We start from the raw sequence: 18,273 nt of genomic DNA, 5'->3' as shown, positions 1-18,273 counted from the left end.
CGACAAAACAGAGGAGTAACTTATGGCATCATTCACCCTACGCCGCTTTTCGAAGCCGGGAATGCTCCGGCGAATCGACAGGAAGCATCTCATTGCCTTTCTGGAGCCTCATGCCGCCTATTTTTCAGCTCGCGGCGTAGAGTTGCCACCAATCCAGGAGGAAGATGGCCTGGATTACAACGAGCTCAGTCACGTTTTATTGACCCCGGACAATTCGACCCCGGGCGATTTGGCAGAGGCATTGTATTATGTGAACGAGGTCTCGACTCAAGAAGGGTTTGAAGCAGTTCAGGCAGAAATATACGGGACAGAACTCGACACCGAGATTGAGGAAACCGCCACTCCTGCTGATCTTGCGATTCAGGTTTGGATGAAGGATAAATCCATCATCGAAAGAGTAATCGCTGAACTATTGCCTCTCAATAAACGCTCATTCGAATATTTCAAAACGGTGGTTACTCCTCTGCCAGTTTTCACAATTCCATCCTCAGAAAGAATAACCGCGTTGGAAAACGACCTTGATGAATGGTTTGCCAAGAAACGAAAAGGCAAATATTCCAAAGTGAAAATATTTTCTAAGGATGACTACATATGGATCGTAGTTAGGCATGGCAGCTCTTTCAATCGTGAGTCCGTTATCGAATCTGGCAAGTCTAAGAGCCAATACTTCAGACCAGAGAAATTCGATGTTCTCATATACAATCCCCTGATTGGCGAAATAAGAATGCATGCAGTAACGAAAGGAGAAAAGGAACTGTATCGAAAGATGTTTGGAAAACATCTTTTTGGTGATGAGAATTTTTTCAGCCAGAGAAGCCAATTTAATTTAGAGTCATTGCGCACGGTGGGAGAAGAATCGCTATCGTGTGAGGATGTTGATGGCCTTGAATACGTAAAGCTTAAAGAAGTTCAGCTCTCTTACGCAGGAGCTTACAAAGACAAGGAAATCAGGAGATCTGAGGATTTTTTCGCTTCACTCCGAGATCGAGGCTTTCAGTTTCCCCAACATGGACGAATTACACAGGCTAGTTTTTATGTGAAATTTAAAGAAGTTAAGAAGCCAAGGTCGCTCACTATTAGTTCAGGGAACAGGGCAAGCTTCAGGTGTGACGATGACTCCGTAATCCTGGAACGTTGGCTCTTTTTGCGCGGCTTCATTACGGGGAACAGAGGGAATCTGGATGAATGACCCTGTCTGGGAGTTCCTGGAAGCACTGCCTGGAAAGTCGGCGGCGCTGTTCGATTGGGATCACGCGCTCTCCGGCTGGGATCGGTATCCGTTGTTTCGGGACCACTTTCTTCAGCTAACCAAGAATCACGCGACTGCTGTGGATTGTCCAACCGATTGTGGACTGGGATGCCCACGCAAGGTCGTTGTGCATTCGGACTCCGAAATCGTAGCCGTCTGCCAGGAGAAGGAAGCTGGGGCGGTTCCTCTTGTCCGGCAACAGACTTTCATCTACAGGCTCAAACAGTCGGCCGTCAATAAGGCGATATGCAGAGCACTCGACATTCAGCACCGCGAAGAGCCTATTCCTATCCTGAGCCATACTTGGCGATTGGGCGACTTTCTACCTTCTACCGGCACAGTGTTTCCGGTCTATTTGACGCTCCCAGAGAAAAAGGACGATATGACTGAAACCGTCCGTGAGCTTTGTTTAGAAAACCAGAACCCTTTCGTTTTGCTCGCACCGACTCGAAAACTGCTAAGCAGAAGCGCTGAACGCCTCATGAATCAAAGAGCTGCACTGTTTATGGCACTTTGCGAGGAAGTTGCCTTCCAGGAAGGCGGCCGCCTTAAGCGGATACGGAATGAATCGCCATTCCGAATATTGTTTCCCGATAACCATTTTGCTGCATCTACAGATCCTTTACCGGCAAATATTTTCCGGCAATGCGGAGACAGATGGCAAATTCGATTCCAAGGTGGGGAATCAGTCCCATTTGAGAGGCAAAAGGGTGTCGAATATCTCACCCTCCTGCTTGCCGCACCTGGCCGCTATATCTCGGTGCTGGATCTCTACCACGGAGGTACTTTGGACGAGGAAACGAGAAAGGCGCTCGAGTCCAGCGGATTGGAAGTTGGCGATTACCAGGCCGCTGCTGAAATCAGAAACGAATTGAACCGAATCGATCAAGAAATAGAAAATTCCCGCGAATGTTCCGATTTATCACGTCTCGATGATTTACATGAGAATCGGGAGATGCTCCTTTCTCAAGTAAAGGCAATGATAGGGCCAGGTGGAAAACTGAGGCACGCGAACGATCCCCTTCGAAAGCCACGAGATAATGTCAGCAAGGCCGTTCGTCGCACCTTGAAGAATCTCAAGGATGCCAGAATGACTGCCTTTGCAGAACACCTTGAGTCTTCACTGGAATTCGGTGGCGAGATGAGATATCAGCCCTCCGAATCCATATCATGGGAAACAAAGCCCGTGATCGGATAGCCCAGGCAAAAAAAGTTTAAAAAAATTTCCCACGACGCTCTTTGTCGTGATGCACGACGCCGGATGTCGCCCCTTCAGCTTTGAAGGCGCGACATCCGGCGTTTTTTATTGGTCAGCACAGGGTTGGCCACCGGGCGCGCCAGAACTTCCGAACAAGGAGACTGGCAGTGGCACAAGTCAACAAAGCACATCTCACCCCACCGAAGCGGCGACTCATCGAGCTGATGCAGGACATCAACTTCGGCCGCATCACCAACATTCCGGTCCGCGACGGCGAGCCGGAACTCACCCCTGACACGGTCATCGAGCGCGAGATCAAGCTGGGCGGACAGAGCGGTCCCCGGCCCGAGCGCGACCAGGATGACTTCATTCTCAAGCAAGAGGTCGTGGCGCTGCTGGAGCACCTCGCGCAGATGGGCAGCGGAAAAGTCTGCCTGCTCGAGATCAAGCACGGTCTCCCGTTCCTGATGCGTATCGAGGAACGGGCAGCCTGAACACGTAACGACCTGAACCCTTAGACACTGGACAACAAGCTGGACGCATGGCGGAGGCTGTTGTGGGTGTCGCCGAGCCGAATACGGCAATTGGCGGCGTACCTGCGACCCCTTCGCCCACGCGACAGCTTTGTCCTGTGATCTGGCCCGTGCCGACACCCACGCGGACCTCCTCCTCGCTCCGAGGAGGCCCCGATGGTTTCTCAGAATTCTTACGACGGCATCGACAAGTATGCCGCCGACCTCATTCGGCACAAAGCACGTCAACTCGTAGGCAAGGCCGGATTCACCGAGGACGACAGACCCGACCTCGAACAGGAACTGATGATCGATCTGCTGCAGCGGATGCGGCATTTCAATCCCGCCAAGGCCAAGAAGACCACCTTCATGGCCCGGATCGTCGAACGTCACATCTCCACCATTCTGGAGGCCCGGTTCGCCCAATGCCGGGACTGGCGGCTCTGCCAAACATCACTCAACGAACCCCTCGACAACGGTGAGGGCGACACCACCGAGCGGATCGATTTCCTGGATAGCGAAGGCTCTCTGGGGGGCGGCACCCGCGAAACAAGAGAGCGCCTCGCCCATGAGATCCGCATGGATCTCGGCCAGGCCATCGCCTCGCTGCCGGAAGAGCTCCGGGATCTGTGCTTGCGCCTGCACGACAGCACCATGGCCGAAGTCGCCCGGGAAATGGGCATTCCCAGAACCACCCTCTACGACCGGCTGAGCAAGCTCCGGGACGCGTTCCGCGAGGCCGGGCTCGAGGACTACCTGTGATCTCCGACGCATCGGCTCCGCCTCCGGTAAGTAAGCACCGTGCCGCATGGTGCGGCTATCCGGGGCCTCGGAAATCAGAACCTGAACAAAAGAGGAGTTCAACCATGACTCACGACACCTACAAGTACCGTTTTGACGAGTCGGTCCCGGCCCAGGAACTGGAAGACACTTTCATGCTGGCGATGCTGGCCGTCGAAAGCCTGCATGGCCGTTCCCGTGTGCGGATGGAGAGCCGGTTCAATTTGGACAAGGCCCGCCGCACCTGCGTGATCGACGCCTCCACCGATGTCGGCAGCGACCTTGCCCGCATCTTCACTGGCTTCGCCACCAAGGAATACGGCGAACGCTCGGTCCTGATCGAACGATCCCAGCTGTCGGGTTGCGCCTGTACCTCCAAGCATCGCGCAGCGCCCGCCGCCGAAGCGGGGGTGGCGGTATGAGCGAGCTGATGACCACCACCTATTCCATGTGGCGGCTGTTCCGCAACTGCCGCATGGCCTGCAAGTGGCGCTACATCGACGAGCTGGTGCCGCTAGAGCGCGACCCCAATCTGGCCTTCGGCTCGGTCATTCACGATTGCCTGGAGTGCTGGCACGGCGAGCGGGATCTGGCCAAGGTCCTCGACCACATCGACCGGACCTATCCGAACCGGGCGCAGGACGACCATCAACAGGCCGACTGGCATCTCGCCCGGGCCATGATGAGCGCCTATGCGAAACACTACCCGGCCGAAGCGTTCGAGGTCGTCGCGCTCGAAAAGACCTTCGAAGGTCCCATCGTCAACCCGGCGACCGGGGCGACCTCGCGCAGTTTCATTCTCGCCGGGAAGGTGGACGGCATCGTCCGTCAGGATGGCCAGTATTTCCTACTGGAACACAAAACCGCCTCGCAGATCGACGCCAGTTACCTGGAGCGGCTGTGGACCGATTTCCAGATCATCCTCTACGCCTGGTACCTGGAGCAGACCCTCGGCATCACGGTCAGCGGCATCATCTACAACGTCCTGGTCAAGGCCAAGTTGCGCCAGGGCAAGGGTGAGACCGAAGCCGAATTCGAGGCCCGCCGGGCGGAGCTGATTGCCAAGTCGAAAACCGGCAAGAGCAGCGCCAAGCGCAAGCTGCCGGAGGACGACGAAACCTTCCAGCAACGGCTCCAGGAAAAGTACCTCGAGCCGGGCATGTTTCATCGCGAGGTGCTCTACATCTCCCGCGACCAGTTCGAGGAACTGCGGGCGGAGCTGTGGGAACTCTCCAAGGCCATGCTCGACGCCCGTCGGCGCGACACCTTCTACCGCAACACCAGCTACTGCTTCCAGTACGGAAGGCCCTGCGCCTACTTCCAGCTCTGCCGCTCGGGCGGCAACCCCAACGTCATCGAAAATCATTTCCAACGGATCGCCCCGCACGAAGAGCTGCGGGACGGAGCCGGTGAAGACGCCGCTCCGGTGTTTTGAAATCCCAACCATAAGGAGACGAAGCCATGCTTCCCAAGACCAAAAGCAAACCCAAACACACGCTCTCGGACCTCACCGCCCTGGTGTACGGCCCGAGCAAGATCGGCAAGAGCACCTGGTGCTCCAAGGCCGATGACGCACTGTTCCTGGCGACCGAGCCGGGCCTGAACGCCCTGGAGGTGTTCCAGACCCCGATCACCTGCTGGGACGACCTCCTACAGGCCTGCGCGGAGATCGCCGAGGGCAAGCACGAGTTCAAGACCATCGTCGTCGACACGGTGGATAACGCCTACAAGATGTGCTCGGACTACGTCTGCAAGAAATTCAAGATCGAGCACGAATCCGACCTGGGCTACGGCAAGGGCTACGCGCTGATCAACAACGAGTTCCAGCGCGTCATCAACAAGCTCGCCTTCCTGCCCTACGGGCTGATCCTGATTTCCCACTCCCAGGAGCGGGACATCGAGACCCGGACCGGCAAACACACCCGCATCGTGCCGACGCTGCCGGAAAAGGCGCGGAAGCTGGTCACCGGTCTGGTGGACCTCATCCTGTTCTGCGACCTGGACATGAAAACCGGCGAGGACGGCAAGCCGGTCTGGCAGCGCGTGATGCGCACCAAGCCCAGTCCCAACTACGACGCCGGTGACCGCACCGGCCGACTCCCCGAAGTCATCCCCCTCGATTTTCCGAGCTTCATGAAAGCGTTCAACAACACGGCAGCCGGAGCTGCGGCGAGTGCCGCCCGGCCGAAGCCGGAGCCGACCGCGAGTGCGGCGGCGAAACCCCAACAGTAAGGAGATCCGACCATGGAACACTACGAAAACCAATCCAACAGCAACCTCGACCTGGCGCAGTTCGACGACGCCTTCGAAACCGCCGAAGTCGAGGAACGTGAGTTCGAGGCCGTTCCCGACGGCAAGTACCAGGTCAACGTCGACCGGGTCGAACTGACCCGCGCCCAGACCTCGGGAAACCCCATGCTCAAGTGGACCCTGCGCATTCTCGCGCCGACCCACAAGGGCCGTCTGCTCTGGCGCAACAACGTCATGGCCAGCAACGAGAACATCAAGTGGCTCAAGCAGGACCTCTACACCTGCGGGCTGCAGCTTCAGAAGCTCTCCGATCTGCCGGGCCATCTCGAGCAGCTTCTCAACATTAAGCTTGAGGTGACCAAGCGCACTCGCGGTGAAAACGAGAACATCTACTTCAACCGTCGCATTGTCATGGCCGACGATGCCGGGGCTCCCGGCGCGGCGATGGACGACATGATCCCGTTCTGATGATGGACCGGATCACCGTTGTCGTCGACACCCGCGAACAGGAGCCCTACAGCTTCGATAGCGACAAGGTTTCGGCGGTTCGCAAGGCGTTGCCCGCCGGTGATTACTCGCTGGTCGGCCTCGAGGAACGGGTGGCGGTGGAGCGCAAATCCCTGACGGATTTCGTCTCCACCGTCATCCGGGGGAGAAAGCGGTTTCACCGCGAGTTGGAAAAGCTCTCCGCCTACGAGTCCGCCTGCGTGGTTGTCGAATGCAACTTTCGCGATCTGGTCGATGGCCGCTACCGCAGCGATGCCCACCCGCATGCGCTGATCGGAACGGTCGCCTCCATCGTCGTCGACTTCGGTGTCCCCGTCTACTTCTGCTCGGAACGGCAGGCCGCCTGCCGTTTTGTCGAGGAGTACCTGACACGTTTTCACCGGAGGATCGCGAGATGCCAAAAAGAAATGAGAGTAACCCGGCGCGACTCCGGGGAAGAATAGAGCGCGTTTACTATGCCGGACCCAAGTTCTCCGCAGGCCGACTGCTCACCCCGACCGGTGAGGAAGTCCAGTTCGCGGGCAATTTGTTCGCCCGGGAAAATCAGCCTGTGGTCCTGCTCGGGTCGTGGGCCACCCATCCCAAATACGGCCGTCAGTTCAAGGTCGACGGGATGGAGCACGACCTCGAACTCGATCCGGAGGGGCTGATCCACTATCTGGCCAACCATCCGGAGATCAAGGGCATTGGTCCGGCCAAGGCCAGATTGATCGTCGAGAGTTTCGGCGACGCCTTTGAAGAAACCCTTCTGAATGACCCCGAGCGCATCGCGCTCAAAGCCCGGCTGCCCTTGGATGCTGCCCGGCGGCTGCGTGACGAATGGTTGAAGAACCGCAGCGTCAACGCCGTCATGGCATGGTTGTCGGCATTCGGCCTGACCCATCATCAGGTCACCACTCTGGTCGAAAGACTCGGCGGCAACTGCCTCGATATTCTGAAGGAAGACCCGTACATCCTCATTCGGGAGATCCGGGGATTCGGCTTCAAGAAGGTCGACAAGATCGCCCGCAAGCTTGGCACCCCCAAGGACCACACCCCTCGTATCCGCGCTGGGTTGAATTTCTGCGTCCGTGAAGCCCTGGACAATGGTCACTGCTGGATCGAATACGAGGATCTGGTCGACCAGGCCAATCTGCTGCTGGTCATGGATGCCCTGGACAGCCGGGTCCGTATCGAGAGCGCCCTCGACGCGCTCATCGAAGAACAGGCGCTTTCCTGCGATTCCCACGGCGGACGTTTCGTGGTCGCTCTGCCGGAGATCGTCCGCATGGAGCGGGAGCTGGCCTCGTTGTTCGGCCAGGCCGAAACACCCAACCTGCATTTCCAGTCCGTCAAGAAACTCGATGCCCTGATTCGGCGCTGCGCATCAACGCTGAACGATAAGCAGCTCGAAGCGGTGCGCTCGGCCCTCCAGCACAGCATCAGCCTGATTTCGGGTGGAGCCGGTTCAGGCAAGAGCTACACCATTTCGGTCATCAACACCATCTGCGAGGAGAGCGATCTGGAGGTTGTGCTCGCCGCACCGACCGGCAAGGCCGCCAAACGCCTTGAGGAAGTCAGCGGCCGTAGCGGCACCACCATCCACCGCCTGCTCGGCTATGACGGCAAGGGTTTCTCGCGCAGCAAGGAGAATCCCATCGATGCCGATGTCCTGGTGGTCGACGAGTTTTCGATGGTCGATGTGCCGTTGGCTTGGCACCTGTTCGAGGCGGTCGATCTGTCGCGGACCACAGTGCTGCTGGTCGGGGACCACAACCAGCTTCCGCCGGTGGGACCAGGGAACATCCTGCGCGATCTGATCCAGACACGCGCCATCCCCACGGTCATCCTCGACAAGGTCGTGCGCCAGGCTGGCGTCCTCAAGGAGAACTGCACCGCCGTTCTCAAGGGCGAGGTGCGCAAGACCAGCGAGGCGTCGGTGGGCGGATGCCGGGATTGGTATCTGGTGGATCAGTTCACCGACCCGATGGCGGCACGCTCGTTCCTACTGGAGTTGTTTCAGGAGCGGCTCGATGCCCTGGGTTTCGACATCATCAAGGACGTGCAGGTGCTGACGCCGACCCACAAGGGGCCGCTCGGCACCAAGGAATTGAACGAGGAACTGCAGCGGCTCATCCAGCGCAAGCTCTGGAACACCGAGGTGCCGCCGGTCGCCATGGGCCGTCGCGCTCCGTTTCTCAAGCACGACAAGGTCATCCAGACCCGGAACAACTACGACCTGAACGTGATGAACGGTGCCATCGGCTATGTGGTCGATGTCCTCGCGAACGGCACTCTGGTCATCGATTTCGACGGCATGCCGGTGGAGCTGGAGAAAGGGTCGCCCGACCTTCAAGACCTGCAGCTCGCCTATGCGCTCACCATTCACAAAACCCAGGGTTCCGAGTTCCCCTGCGCCGTGGTGGTGGTCCACAAGGCGCATTCCTTCATGCACCACCGCAATCTGCTCTACACCGGGGTGACCCGCGCCCGGCGCACCGCCATTGTCCTGGGTGATCACTGGGGCATCCAGAACTGCGCCAAGCGGTGCCAGGTGGATGACCGCCGGACCTTTCTGCCCCTGTTTCTGGACGCCGCCCAGCACGCGGATGCCGATTTCGCCCGTGTCGCGGAGGCCGAATGAGCATGGGCGGAACGGATAACGTCAGGGAGTATTACCGGCTCGTCACCGAGATGGACATCGGTGAGGTGGCCCGGGAACTCCTGCCTGGACGGATCACCCAGGAGACCGGTCAGCGCTTGATGTGCGACTGCCCCAACCATCAGAGCCAGTCGCGTCTGTCGCTGCATGTGATGCTCGACAAACAGGGCTGGTACTGCTTCGGCTGCGGGGTCGGCGGCGATGTGCTGCAGTTCGTGGAGTTCATCCAGACGGGCTCGGTCACCGCCGGGCAATCCGGTCCGATGCCGGACAGCCATCGTCAGGCCCGGGACTATCTCGCCAAGAAGGCGGGCTTGCCGCCGCTGTCGCGCTATGGCCTGAGCCAAGAGCGTCTGGCCCAGACGGAGGCGGACCGCGCCTTTGAGCTGCGGGTCAAGGACACGCTGACGGCGCTGGCCAAGCTTTACCACGCCAAGCTCAAGGAGTCGCCGGAGGTCCTCGACTGGCTGAAATCCAAATACGCCCTGAGCGATGAAACCATCGACGATCTCCTGATCGGCTACGCGGACAACGCGTCCGGCGCGGTCGCCCAACTGACCGGGGGTGAAGACGGCTTCTCCAAGCGGGAGCTCGCCGCCACCGGCGCTTTCCGTCCCACCAGCCAGGACGGCCTGACGCCATTTCTCGAGCGCCGCATCGTCTTTCCCTACTGGAGCCGTGGCCGGGTGGTGTTCATGATCGGCCGCAAGACGCCGTGGACCCCGGACGTTGGCTGGGAGCAAGGGAAATACAAGAAACTGCCGGTTCACGACGAACACCAACGGCCTTACGTCGCCGACTTCATCAACAACGCGCTGCTGTTCAACGAGGACTGCCTGCTGGCGAGGCCCGGCAAGGTGATCATCACCGAGGGGGTGACCGATTGCTTGGCGCTGATGCAACTGGGCCTGCCCACCGTATCTCCGGTCACCGTCCGCATCCGGGCCGCCGATTGGGAGCGCCTGATCCCCAAGCTGCGCGGCGTCGAAACTGTCTACATCTGCCAGGACAACGAACTCTCCCAGGCCGGTCTCAAAGGGGCGCTGCAAACCGCTCGCACCCTGGCCGAACACAAGATCGACACCCGCCTGGTGACGCTGCCCTTGTCGGAGACACAGCTCTCGGCCCGGCAGGAGCTGACCGAACGCTTCGGCCTGACGGCGAGCGTGGGGCCGAAGGAGCTGGCCAAGCTACTGGCGGGACGGCCCGCCGAGGAAATCAAGGCGGCCGAGGCGCTTCTCGCCATCGCCAAGATCGACGTCAACGATTACATTGCCGCCGGGCATACCCTGGAGGATTTCGAACGCCTGCTCGCCGAGGCCAGCACGCCCATCGAGTTCGGCGTGCGCTCGCTGCCCGAGGGCGCTGAAGAGGAAGAACGCAACCGCCTGCTCGAACCGATTCTGGGGGAGATTTCCGAACAGTCGCCGCTGGAACAGGCACGCCTGCTGAAGCTGGTGCAGGAGCGCATCGGCGGTGGTGTTTCCATGGCCACCCTGAAGGAACAGATCCGCGCCATCCAGAAGGACCGCAAGGTCGAGTTCCGCAACGAAAAGAAAAAGGCCAAGCGGATGTCCGGCGCAATGCCCGGATCATGCCGCGCCCGGGTCGACGAGGTGCTGATCGACACGGAGCTGGAGAACGGCGCTCCCGACTACACACTGGCAGCCGAGGCGGCCTACGACTGGTTTACCGCCAACGGTGCCCAGTTCTTTCATACCCTGCAGGGTGAGCCGTTCATGTATTTCGACAACGCCATCTACTGGATGGATTCGCCAGACCGGGGCCGAAAGCGCCACTACGCGGCCATGCTCTACAAGCACACGGGCATGGTGCCGACATCCAACGGCGGACGAACATTTTTCGAGGTGTTACCCAGCCTGGCCATGATCCGTGGCCAGGTGCGCGACCATTTCTCCTGGCTGCATACCGATGTGGCTTCCTACACCGTCTATTTCAACCTGAACAATCCGGAGCACGAGATCGCCAAGATCACCCCGGACGAAATTCAGATCATGAAGAATGGCGGCAACGAGGACGGCATCATCCTGGACGGCTCGCGCAAGATGAAGCCGCTGAAATTCCTGCCCGACGCCGACCTCGAAGAGGCGGACCGGCTCCTGGTCGATCTGCTGGTGGGCAACATGACCTGTCCACAAGGAGATCGCTTTCTCATCCTTTCCTGGCTCTCCTGTTTCTTGCTGATCGATTTTGCCGGGACGCGGCCCATGACCCGCTTCGAGGGCTCGGCCGGATCGGGCAAGACCACTGCCAGCAAGATCACGTCGACGCTGCTTTACGGCGAGCCCCAGCACAAGAAGGCCACCGACGCGGCGAACTACACCGATGGCTCGCAGAACCCGCTCATCGTCCTCGACAACATCGAGGTCAAGCAGATGACCGAGGATCTGACCACCTTCATGCTGACCAGCATCACCGGCATCGCCAAGGAGAAGCGCAAGAGCGGCACCGACAGCGAGACCATCACCGAGCGGACCAAATGCCTGCTGAACACCACCGGCATCGAGCCGCTGTGCGGGGAGCTTTCGGAGATACTGTCAAGGTCCTTCGTCATCAACTTCGACCTCGCCAACCAGGCCAGCGACTGCTTTCTGGAGTCGGAGGTCATCTCCGCCATCCAGCAGAACCGGGATCTGATCATTTCGGCCATCATGAAGCGAACCAGCCATGTGCTGGCAATGATCCGGGACGGAGCCCAGAAACAGGTCATGCGCCTGCTGCACCGAACCATGCCGACCCATGGCAAACGCCGGTGCAACGATTATCTGAGCCTGATGTACCTGATGATGCTGGCCGGGTCCGAGGAACACGAGGTGACCACCGGACTCGAGGATCTGAGCCCGCTGTTCATCGAGCAGATCCATTCCATCAACGACACCAGCCAGGAGATGGCGCGGGAGTCGAACCCCATCGCAACGGCGCTGGCGTCGCTCTTCCACGCTTATCAGAACGCGGTGGAGCTGGATGAGAAGGCCCGCTACGGCGAGGACGACCGGGCAAACCATGTGGTGGGGTTCATCGAACGCTACCAGGTGAGGTTCGAGAACGAGAACACCATGGAACCGGTGTCGGCGGGAAGACTGCTCGCTGCGCTGCGCAGGGTCGGCCGGGAATTCAACCTCGAGTTCGAATACAAGAAGCCCGCTCAGCTCGGTCGGCGCATCAGCAACGACCTGGACGTCATCCGGGACGCCGGGTTCGACATCGACCGGCAGCGCAACGCCCACACCAAGAACTTCGAGTACCGGATCTGCCACAAGAGCAGGTAAATGGAATTTTTTTGCCCAAACTGGATGATATGACGACACTGAACTTTATCAAAATCAAAGGCAAAACTTGACGCCATCATCCTGTGATGCTAAGTTAGAAGTAAATTTATATGGAGGTATACCCTTGAGAATCTAACGGAAACGAGCCTTCACGAAATTTTCGTGTTCCCATTTTGGATCGTTAAATTATCCAAAAAATGGCGTTCTGTTTCCGTAGATCTTGGGTGGCTTCAGCGTTTATGATTTGAATGCCACGTTTAAGACGTGGCATTTTTTATTTTAGCTGATTCCATGGGAATGGGACGTCCAGTATGTTTTGTTACAGCATGCTTGGAGGTCAACAATGTCAATATCTTTTCAAAACGTTACCTTTTCTTATGATAGTGCAATATCCTCATTGCTTGAGGATATCACAGTTCATCTTGCGGAAGGATGGACAGGAATCGTAGGGCCAAACGGTGCAGGGAAAACGACTTTTCTGCAACTTGCGGCAGGACATCTACAGGTACAGCAAGGGACTATCAAACGGTCCGGACATATAGTTTTCTGCCCGCAGCGCACTGACGATGTTCCGGCACAGCTATCACTTTTGATTTCTACGGTTGAAGCAGAGGCATGCGTACTGCGTGGAAAGCTAAGGATTGGCGATGATTGGGTAAGTCGCTGGCAGACACTAAGTCATGGCGAGCGTAAGCGTGCTCAAATTGCTGTCGCTCTCTGGCAACAACCGGATGTCCTTCTTCTTGATGAACCGACCAATCATATTGATATTACGGCCCGTGAGCTGCTTATAGAAGCGCTTACATCATTTCGTGGTATTGGTCTGCTGGTTAGCCATGACCGAGATTTGCTTGACCTTCTTTGCCAGCAATGTATTTTTCTCGACCCCCCTCAAGCCATAATACAACCTGGCAATTATACGAAAGCTGCCGCAGATGTTAAACGGGAAGAATCAAGTTTGCAGGATAGACGTCATAGTTTGCAACAAAACCTGGAACGATTAAAGGACGAGTCGAAACGTCGCTGCGCTAAAGCCTCACGCGCCAACAAAAAGAAATCGAAACGTCATTTGGCACGTGGTGACAGCGATGGGCGTGCCAAAATCGACCTGGCTCGTGTTTCAGGACAGGATGGTCATGCCGGGCGTCTTGCTAAGCAATTAAAAGGTCGTATAAAGCATGGGCAGGAACAAATTTCTGAGATAAAAATCAAGAAACGCTATGCAACTCATTTCTGGATCGATGGTTCCGTCTCTCCACGTCGAATCCTCTTTACTATTCCTGCTGACATAATCGCTCTCGATGAATCAAGAAAATTGCATATACCAGAGATTTCAATGCTACGTGACGATCGTATTGCTATTACTGGAGCAAATGGAATGGGAAAGACAACTTTTATTCGACATATTCTTAACCACATAGATATTCCTAATGAGCATTTGGTATATTTACCGCAAGAGATTGACATGATGAAAACCCGAAAAATCATGGCAGATGTAAATCACCTTTCCCATGAACAACTTGGTAAAATCATGACAGTGGTGAGTGCTCTTGGGTCACGCCCTGAACGACTGTTACATAACCTTGATATCAGCCCAGGTGAATTGCGCAAGGTGCTATTGGCGCTTGGAATTATTCGTCAGCCGCATTTAATTGTTATGGATGAACCGACAAATCATCTCGATCTTCCAGCAATCGAGTGCTTAGAGAATGCCCTGAGAGATTGCCCCTGTGGCCTGTTGCTGATCAGCCATGATTTGCATTTCCTCCAACAGGTCACTAGTAAACGGTGGCACCTGGGTCAACATGAAACGAACGTTATGATTTCTATAGATAATCGAAAGACAACGGATTGAGTATTCGCAGCTCCGGTTTTGCGGTGGTGCGGTGAACACCGCTGTCTCTTGCGGTGGATGACCACCGCACGCCAAACCCTTGCCAGACAAGGCGTTCATGGCCTTTGCGGTGGATGCGGTGGTAAATCCAGAGGTCTCACCCCCCTATGGGCTGAAATATTTTTTTGACTCACCAACCCGACATCCGACGCCAGGCAAATTCCGGCCCAGCGCGAGAGACATTCCCCAAATACCACCGCAACCACCGCACTCTATCTTCTCTTTCTTCATAACTATCTAAAAACAAATAACAAACAAAGAACCACCCCCTGCGGTGGGACGAGAAAACCTTCCACCGCACGACCACCGCAGCCACCGCACGTATCCACCGCAGCAGATGGTCTCCGACGGTTTCAGGGCAGCTCCGGTAAATAACGGGAAAAGCGATTAACCCGTATTTCTGGAGCCTGAAACCATGAGCCTTCTAAAAACCATGATCAAGCACACCGCCGGAGGGCAGGAAGCCTCGGCCGGATGTGAACCCCCATCATTACCACCGCAACAACCGCAGCCCGCCATCTATGTCTCCACCGGGCTCGATGTTCACGAGGTCGAGGACGCCCGCGACTGGCCTGAAGACCGGGAGATCGACGGCACGCTGTGTCGCCGCCTGTCGCCTGAATACTTTGCCTGGCTACGTTCCCGCATGCTCACGGCCCAAGCCGCGCACAAGGCCGGAAAGCTCCCCGAGGATGCCTGGAACACGCTGCGGAAGCGATTCAACGCCCTGCAGGCGCTGGCCATCCGGGAGTTCGGCAAGGAACTCCTGCAGGAGGTCCTGCACTCTTTTTCCCCGAAGAACTATCGGCCACCCGCGCTTCGTCCCGAGGCCCAGGAGAAACCTGTCGAAGTTGACACAAAGGACTGGATTTATCCCGGCAACCAAGCTTGGAAATGTAAGCAGCCGGTGACTTCCCAGGCTGTCGCCAAGGTCGACGCCATCCGTGAGGAGGCCATGGCCAAGGGCTGGTCCGAGGCACGCCTCTATCAGAACCAGGGCCGCTTCCGGTTTCCCTGCGGCGAGGACTACGGCCTGGTCTGCTTCGTCGATGGCGATCAGGAGATTGGCGAGGTCACCGAGCGTTCTATCGAAATTATCCACGGGCCGAAGTCCGGGCGTCCCAGCACGCTGCGGTTCTACAACCCGGACGTGCCGCAGCCGTGGATGAAGAAAGTGGAGGATTGAGCCGTGAAGAAAAAGAAACGCTACGCCAACGCCAAGGATGTTCTGCCCGAGGAACTCTTCGAGCAGATCCAGAAGCACTACACCGGAATTCTCTGGGTCCCGGCACCGAGCCGCTTCTATCAGGAGCGCCGCGACCTGGTGCTTGCCCTTCATCTGCAGGGGATCAGCAGCCAGGAGATCTCCAACCTCGCCGGAGTGACCACCCGCCGGGTCAACCAGATCATCGCCGCCGAACGAAAACAGGATCGGGACCGACAGTTTAGCGCCGCTTCCGGTAAGTAACCCCTGAACCGGCGGGAGCGCGTTTGGAGGCTAAATCGGCCTCCCGCCCCGTATCCCGGCTTGGGAAAACAATATTCGGCAGGATTTCCACGTGGCACTGAACAAACCGGACAAAGAGACGCTGGACCGCTGGCACCGCAACGAGGGCAAGACCGAACCGCCCCGGCGCGGGCCTGGTGCGCCCGAGGGCAACCAGAACCGGCTGCGTCACGGCATCTTCGCCGACCGTTGCCTGACGCCGGAAGAGAAGGTCATGTTCGATGCGATCATCGACCGCCTCAACCAGGATTTCGAGTTCAACAAGTCCAGCGACTTCCTGCAGGTGGAGCTGGTGGGCGTCTACTCGGTGAAGCTGGTCCGCGCCCAGATCGAGGGGAACACGGATGCAGCCGAAAAGCTCGACCGGATGATCCGCTGCCACATGAAGGATCTCAAGACCACCAAGATTGCTCGCGAGGGTGAGGAGCCGAAAGGCCCGCAGACCTCTCCGGCGGAATGGGCGGCGGCGCTGCTCGAGAAGGTGGCCGAGGCCGCCAACGCCCCGGGCGCGAAACCCTCCGGCCGCAAGAAACGCGGAAAGAATTGCGGATAACACCATGGAGGGCTTTTCCGATGACCCCGGCACACGGCGACTTGCGGCAGACAGCTTCACCAGGAATTGCGGATAAGACGTGTTCCTTGCACTTTCGGAATCGGTATCTTCCGGCGGCCGATCATCATTTCCACTCCTCGATTTCTTCCTGCAGCTCTCGATATCTGTTTGGCATGTGTGCGTATAAGCCGAGCCGCATAAGCCAAGTAGATATAGGCATGTTCACGCCGGGGCTCTCTCACACAACCCAAGTAAATATTGGCATGTCGAGCCCCAGGCAGAACCGGCCAAGCCCCGCACACAGCCATTCCTTCGGCGGCGGCCCTCGCACAAGCCAAGCAGATATTGCCATGTGTGTACCGCGCCCGGAGCGCACAAGCCAAGCAGTTATAGCGATGTGCGGCCGACAGACAGAAAAGGAGAAATTCCGGTCAATCGATATTTCCCGCTCCGCCCGGGAGGCAGCGGGCCATCGTCATGATCATTCATCATCGGCGGATGTGTTCTTTTGCGGGCACTGTCATTCACCGTCTTCGACACTGTCTCGCCCAACGAAAACAGGAGCAGCCGAGGCCGCTCCCATCGTCGGGTCCGAAAGGATCAGAGGCGTTCGAGGGCTTCCTCGAGCTGGCCGTCCACGAGGTGGGTGTAGATCTGGGTGGTGGACACGTCCCGATGCCCCAAGGCCCGCTGCACCACGAGCAGGTCGTTGGTCGCGCCGTAGAGGTGGGTGGCGAAGGTATGCCGCAGCCCGTGCGGCGTCAGTTCCTTTTCGATCCCGGCCTTCCGCAGCCAGTGGGCGAGCCGGTTGGCAATCTGCCGCTGGCAGAGTCTGCCGTCCCGGTTCGACAGGAACAGGGCTTCCATTTCCGGACGGCCATGTCGGCGGCGCTCGGCTAGGTAACGGCGCAGCAATGTGCGGAGGTCGGTCTTGATGAACTTGACCTGCGGTACATTCCCCTTGGCCCGCACCCGCAGATGTTTGGCGTCGAGGTCGATGTCATCCATGTCGAGCGCGGCCAGCTCGCCAAGCCTGATCCCGGTGCCCAGCAGCACCTCGATCATGGCGCGGTCGCGCAGCGCGGAGAAGTCGGTCCGTCCCTTGAGTTCCTTGAGCAGTCGTTTCTTTTCGGCGGCGGTCAGGAACACCGGCAGCTTTCTCGGCAGCCGATGCATGCGGATGTACCGGGCCGGATTGTCATCGACCACGCCCGCTTCGACGGCCCAGGCGAAAAAGGCCCGCACCGCCGCCTTCATTCGATGGAGCGACGCCGCCGAGCGTGGGCCGCGCTCACTCTCGGTCACCGCCCCGGCGGAGAACACCTGGTCGAGGAGACCGGCCGTGACCGCCCGACAGACGATACCCGGGGCCAGCTCATCGGCAACGCGGGCCACCAGGGCGAGGTCCCGGCGGTATGCGGCTATGGTCGCGGGGGAGCGCCCTTCGGCCGACAGGCGGGCACAGAACGCCTCAGTCGCGGCCGTCAGCTCGAGGTCAGCCGTTCGGTTGCTCATTGCTGGACTCCTTCACCCGGCTGTGGCCCATGGGTGTGCTCTTGGGCAGCGGCAGCTCCTCGATGCGCCCCGATTCCCTGGCCCATACCATCATCATGCGGAACACCCGGACGGTCTTGGCGACGGTGCGTTCAGCCCGCTCCTTGCCGTCGGGGAGTTTGAGCAGCAGGTCGGACTTGTAGAACTTGCCGACCTGGGGGAGCCGGATCTCGGCGAGCTGGCGATCCGCGCCGAAGAAGGACTCAACCACGTCGAGATCCTTCCGGTAGGTGTAGAGGGTCCGCTCTTTCTTTCCGGATTCCCGCAGGTGGCCGATGAAAGCCTCGGCGGCTTGATGCACGGTGCATTCGGTCATGTCGATGTCTCCTTTGTCGGTG

17 protein-coding genes are annotated in these 18,273 nt (G+C 58.2%); 15 read left to right on the top strand and 2 right to left on the bottom strand.

What is annotated here, in order from left to right; translation table 11 throughout:
• Positions 1-22: 22 nt before the first annotated feature.
• The 15 genes from ACUUL3_RS13185 (at position 23) to ACUUL3_RS13115 (ending at position 16,381) form a co-directional block, all read left to right on the top strand.
• Positions 23-1,189, top strand: a complete 1,167-nt coding sequence (locus ACUUL3_RS13185; protein WP_039644774.1) for a hypothetical protein — start codon at positions 23-25, stop codon at positions 1,187-1,189.
• Positions 1,182-2,447, top strand: a complete 1,266-nt coding sequence (locus tag ACUUL3_RS13180) for a hypothetical protein (RefSeq protein WP_052269415.1) — start codon at positions 1,182-1,184, stop codon at positions 2,445-2,447. Before ACUUL3_RS13185 ends, ACUUL3_RS13180 begins: the two co-directional genes overlap by 8 nt.
• Positions 2,448-2,614: 167 nt before the next feature.
• Positions 2,615-2,941, top strand: coding sequence for a hypothetical protein (locus ACUUL3_RS13175; RefSeq protein ID WP_013514524.1), 327 nt, complete (start codon positions 2,615-2,617; stop codon positions 2,939-2,941).
• Between the two features lie 195 nt (positions 2,942-3,136).
• Complete coding sequence (locus tag ACUUL3_RS13170; protein ID WP_015721267.1) at positions 3,137-3,721, top strand: sigma-70 family RNA polymerase sigma factor; 585 nt, start codon at positions 3,137-3,139, stop codon at positions 3,719-3,721.
• Between the two features lie 104 nt (positions 3,722-3,825).
• Complete coding sequence (locus ACUUL3_RS13165) at positions 3,826-4,161, top strand: hypothetical protein (protein WP_039644770.1); 336 nt, start codon at positions 3,826-3,828, stop codon at positions 4,159-4,161.
• Positions 4,158-5,174, top strand: coding sequence for a PD-(D/E)XK nuclease family protein (locus tag ACUUL3_RS13160; protein ID WP_448552044.1), 1,017 nt, complete (start codon positions 4,158-4,160; stop codon positions 5,172-5,174). Before ACUUL3_RS13165 ends, ACUUL3_RS13160 begins: the two co-directional genes overlap by 4 nt.
• Before the next feature lie 26 nt (positions 5,175-5,200).
• Positions 5,201-5,971, top strand: a complete 771-nt coding sequence (locus ACUUL3_RS13155) for an ATP-binding protein (RefSeq protein WP_011700579.1) — start codon at positions 5,201-5,203, stop codon at positions 5,969-5,971.
• A gap of 12 nt (positions 5,972-5,983) precedes the next feature.
• Positions 5,984-6,457 (top strand): DUF669 domain-containing protein, encoded by a 474-nt coding sequence (locus ACUUL3_RS13150; RefSeq protein WP_011367844.1) that lies wholly within the window; start codon positions 5,984-5,986, stop codon positions 6,455-6,457.
• Positions 6,457-6,939, top strand: coding sequence for an ERCC4 domain-containing protein (locus ACUUL3_RS13145; RefSeq protein ID WP_039644764.1), 483 nt, complete (start codon positions 6,457-6,459; stop codon positions 6,937-6,939). The genes ACUUL3_RS13150 and ACUUL3_RS13145 overlap by 1 nt, the downstream gene beginning before the upstream one ends.
• The gene (gene recD2, locus ACUUL3_RS13140) at positions 6,891-9,119 is read left to right on the top strand and encodes an SF1B family DNA helicase RecD2 (protein ID WP_448552041.1); all 2,229 of its coding nucleotides are present in this window, start codon (positions 6,891-6,893) and stop codon (positions 9,117-9,119) included. The genes ACUUL3_RS13145 and recD2 overlap by 49 nt, the downstream gene beginning before the upstream one ends.
• Positions 9,116-12,427, top strand: coding sequence for a CHC2 zinc finger domain-containing protein (locus ACUUL3_RS13135; protein ID WP_039644760.1), 3,312 nt, complete (start codon positions 9,116-9,118; stop codon positions 12,425-12,427). Before recD2 ends, ACUUL3_RS13135 begins: the two co-directional genes overlap by 4 nt.
• A 343-nt stretch (positions 12,428-12,770) precedes the next feature.
• A complete protein-coding gene (locus ACUUL3_RS13130; protein ID WP_082021130.1) occupies positions 12,771-14,282 on the top strand; it encodes an ATP-binding cassette domain-containing protein in 1,512 nt (503 codons plus the stop codon).
• A 454-nt stretch (positions 14,283-14,736) separates the two neighbouring features.
• Positions 14,737-15,507, top strand: a complete 771-nt coding sequence (locus tag ACUUL3_RS13125; protein ID WP_039644758.1) for a hypothetical protein — start codon at positions 14,737-14,739, stop codon at positions 15,505-15,507.
• A 3-nt stretch (positions 15,508-15,510) separates the two neighbouring features.
• Entirely contained in the window at positions 15,511-15,789 is a 279-nt protein-coding gene (locus ACUUL3_RS13120; protein ID WP_097010695.1) for a hypothetical protein, read from the top strand.
• Between the two features lie 91 nt (positions 15,790-15,880).
• Positions 15,881-16,381: a hypothetical protein gene (locus ACUUL3_RS13115; protein WP_015721258.1), complete on the top strand. Its 501-nt coding sequence runs from the start codon at positions 15,881-15,883 to the stop codon at positions 16,379-16,381.
• 600 nt (positions 16,382-16,981) lie between these two features.
• Here the strand turns inward: ACUUL3_RS13115 and ACUUL3_RS13110 are convergent.
• A complete protein-coding gene (locus tag ACUUL3_RS13110; protein WP_448552037.1) occupies positions 16,982-17,896 on the bottom strand; it encodes a tyrosine-type recombinase/integrase in 915 nt (304 codons plus the stop codon).
• Positions 17,877-18,251, bottom strand: coding sequence for a hypothetical protein (locus ACUUL3_RS13105; RefSeq protein WP_448552036.1), 375 nt, complete (start codon positions 18,249-18,251; stop codon positions 17,877-17,879). The genes ACUUL3_RS13110 and ACUUL3_RS13105 overlap by 20 nt, the downstream gene beginning before the upstream one ends.
• Between the last annotated feature and the right edge of the window lie 22 nt (positions 18,252-18,273).

The sequence above is a fragment of the Thiovibrio sp. JS02 genome (genome assembly GCF_053485635.1).
Note: the sequence above shows the minus strand (reverse complement) of the source record. Positions and strands in the feature narration are given on the sequence as shown.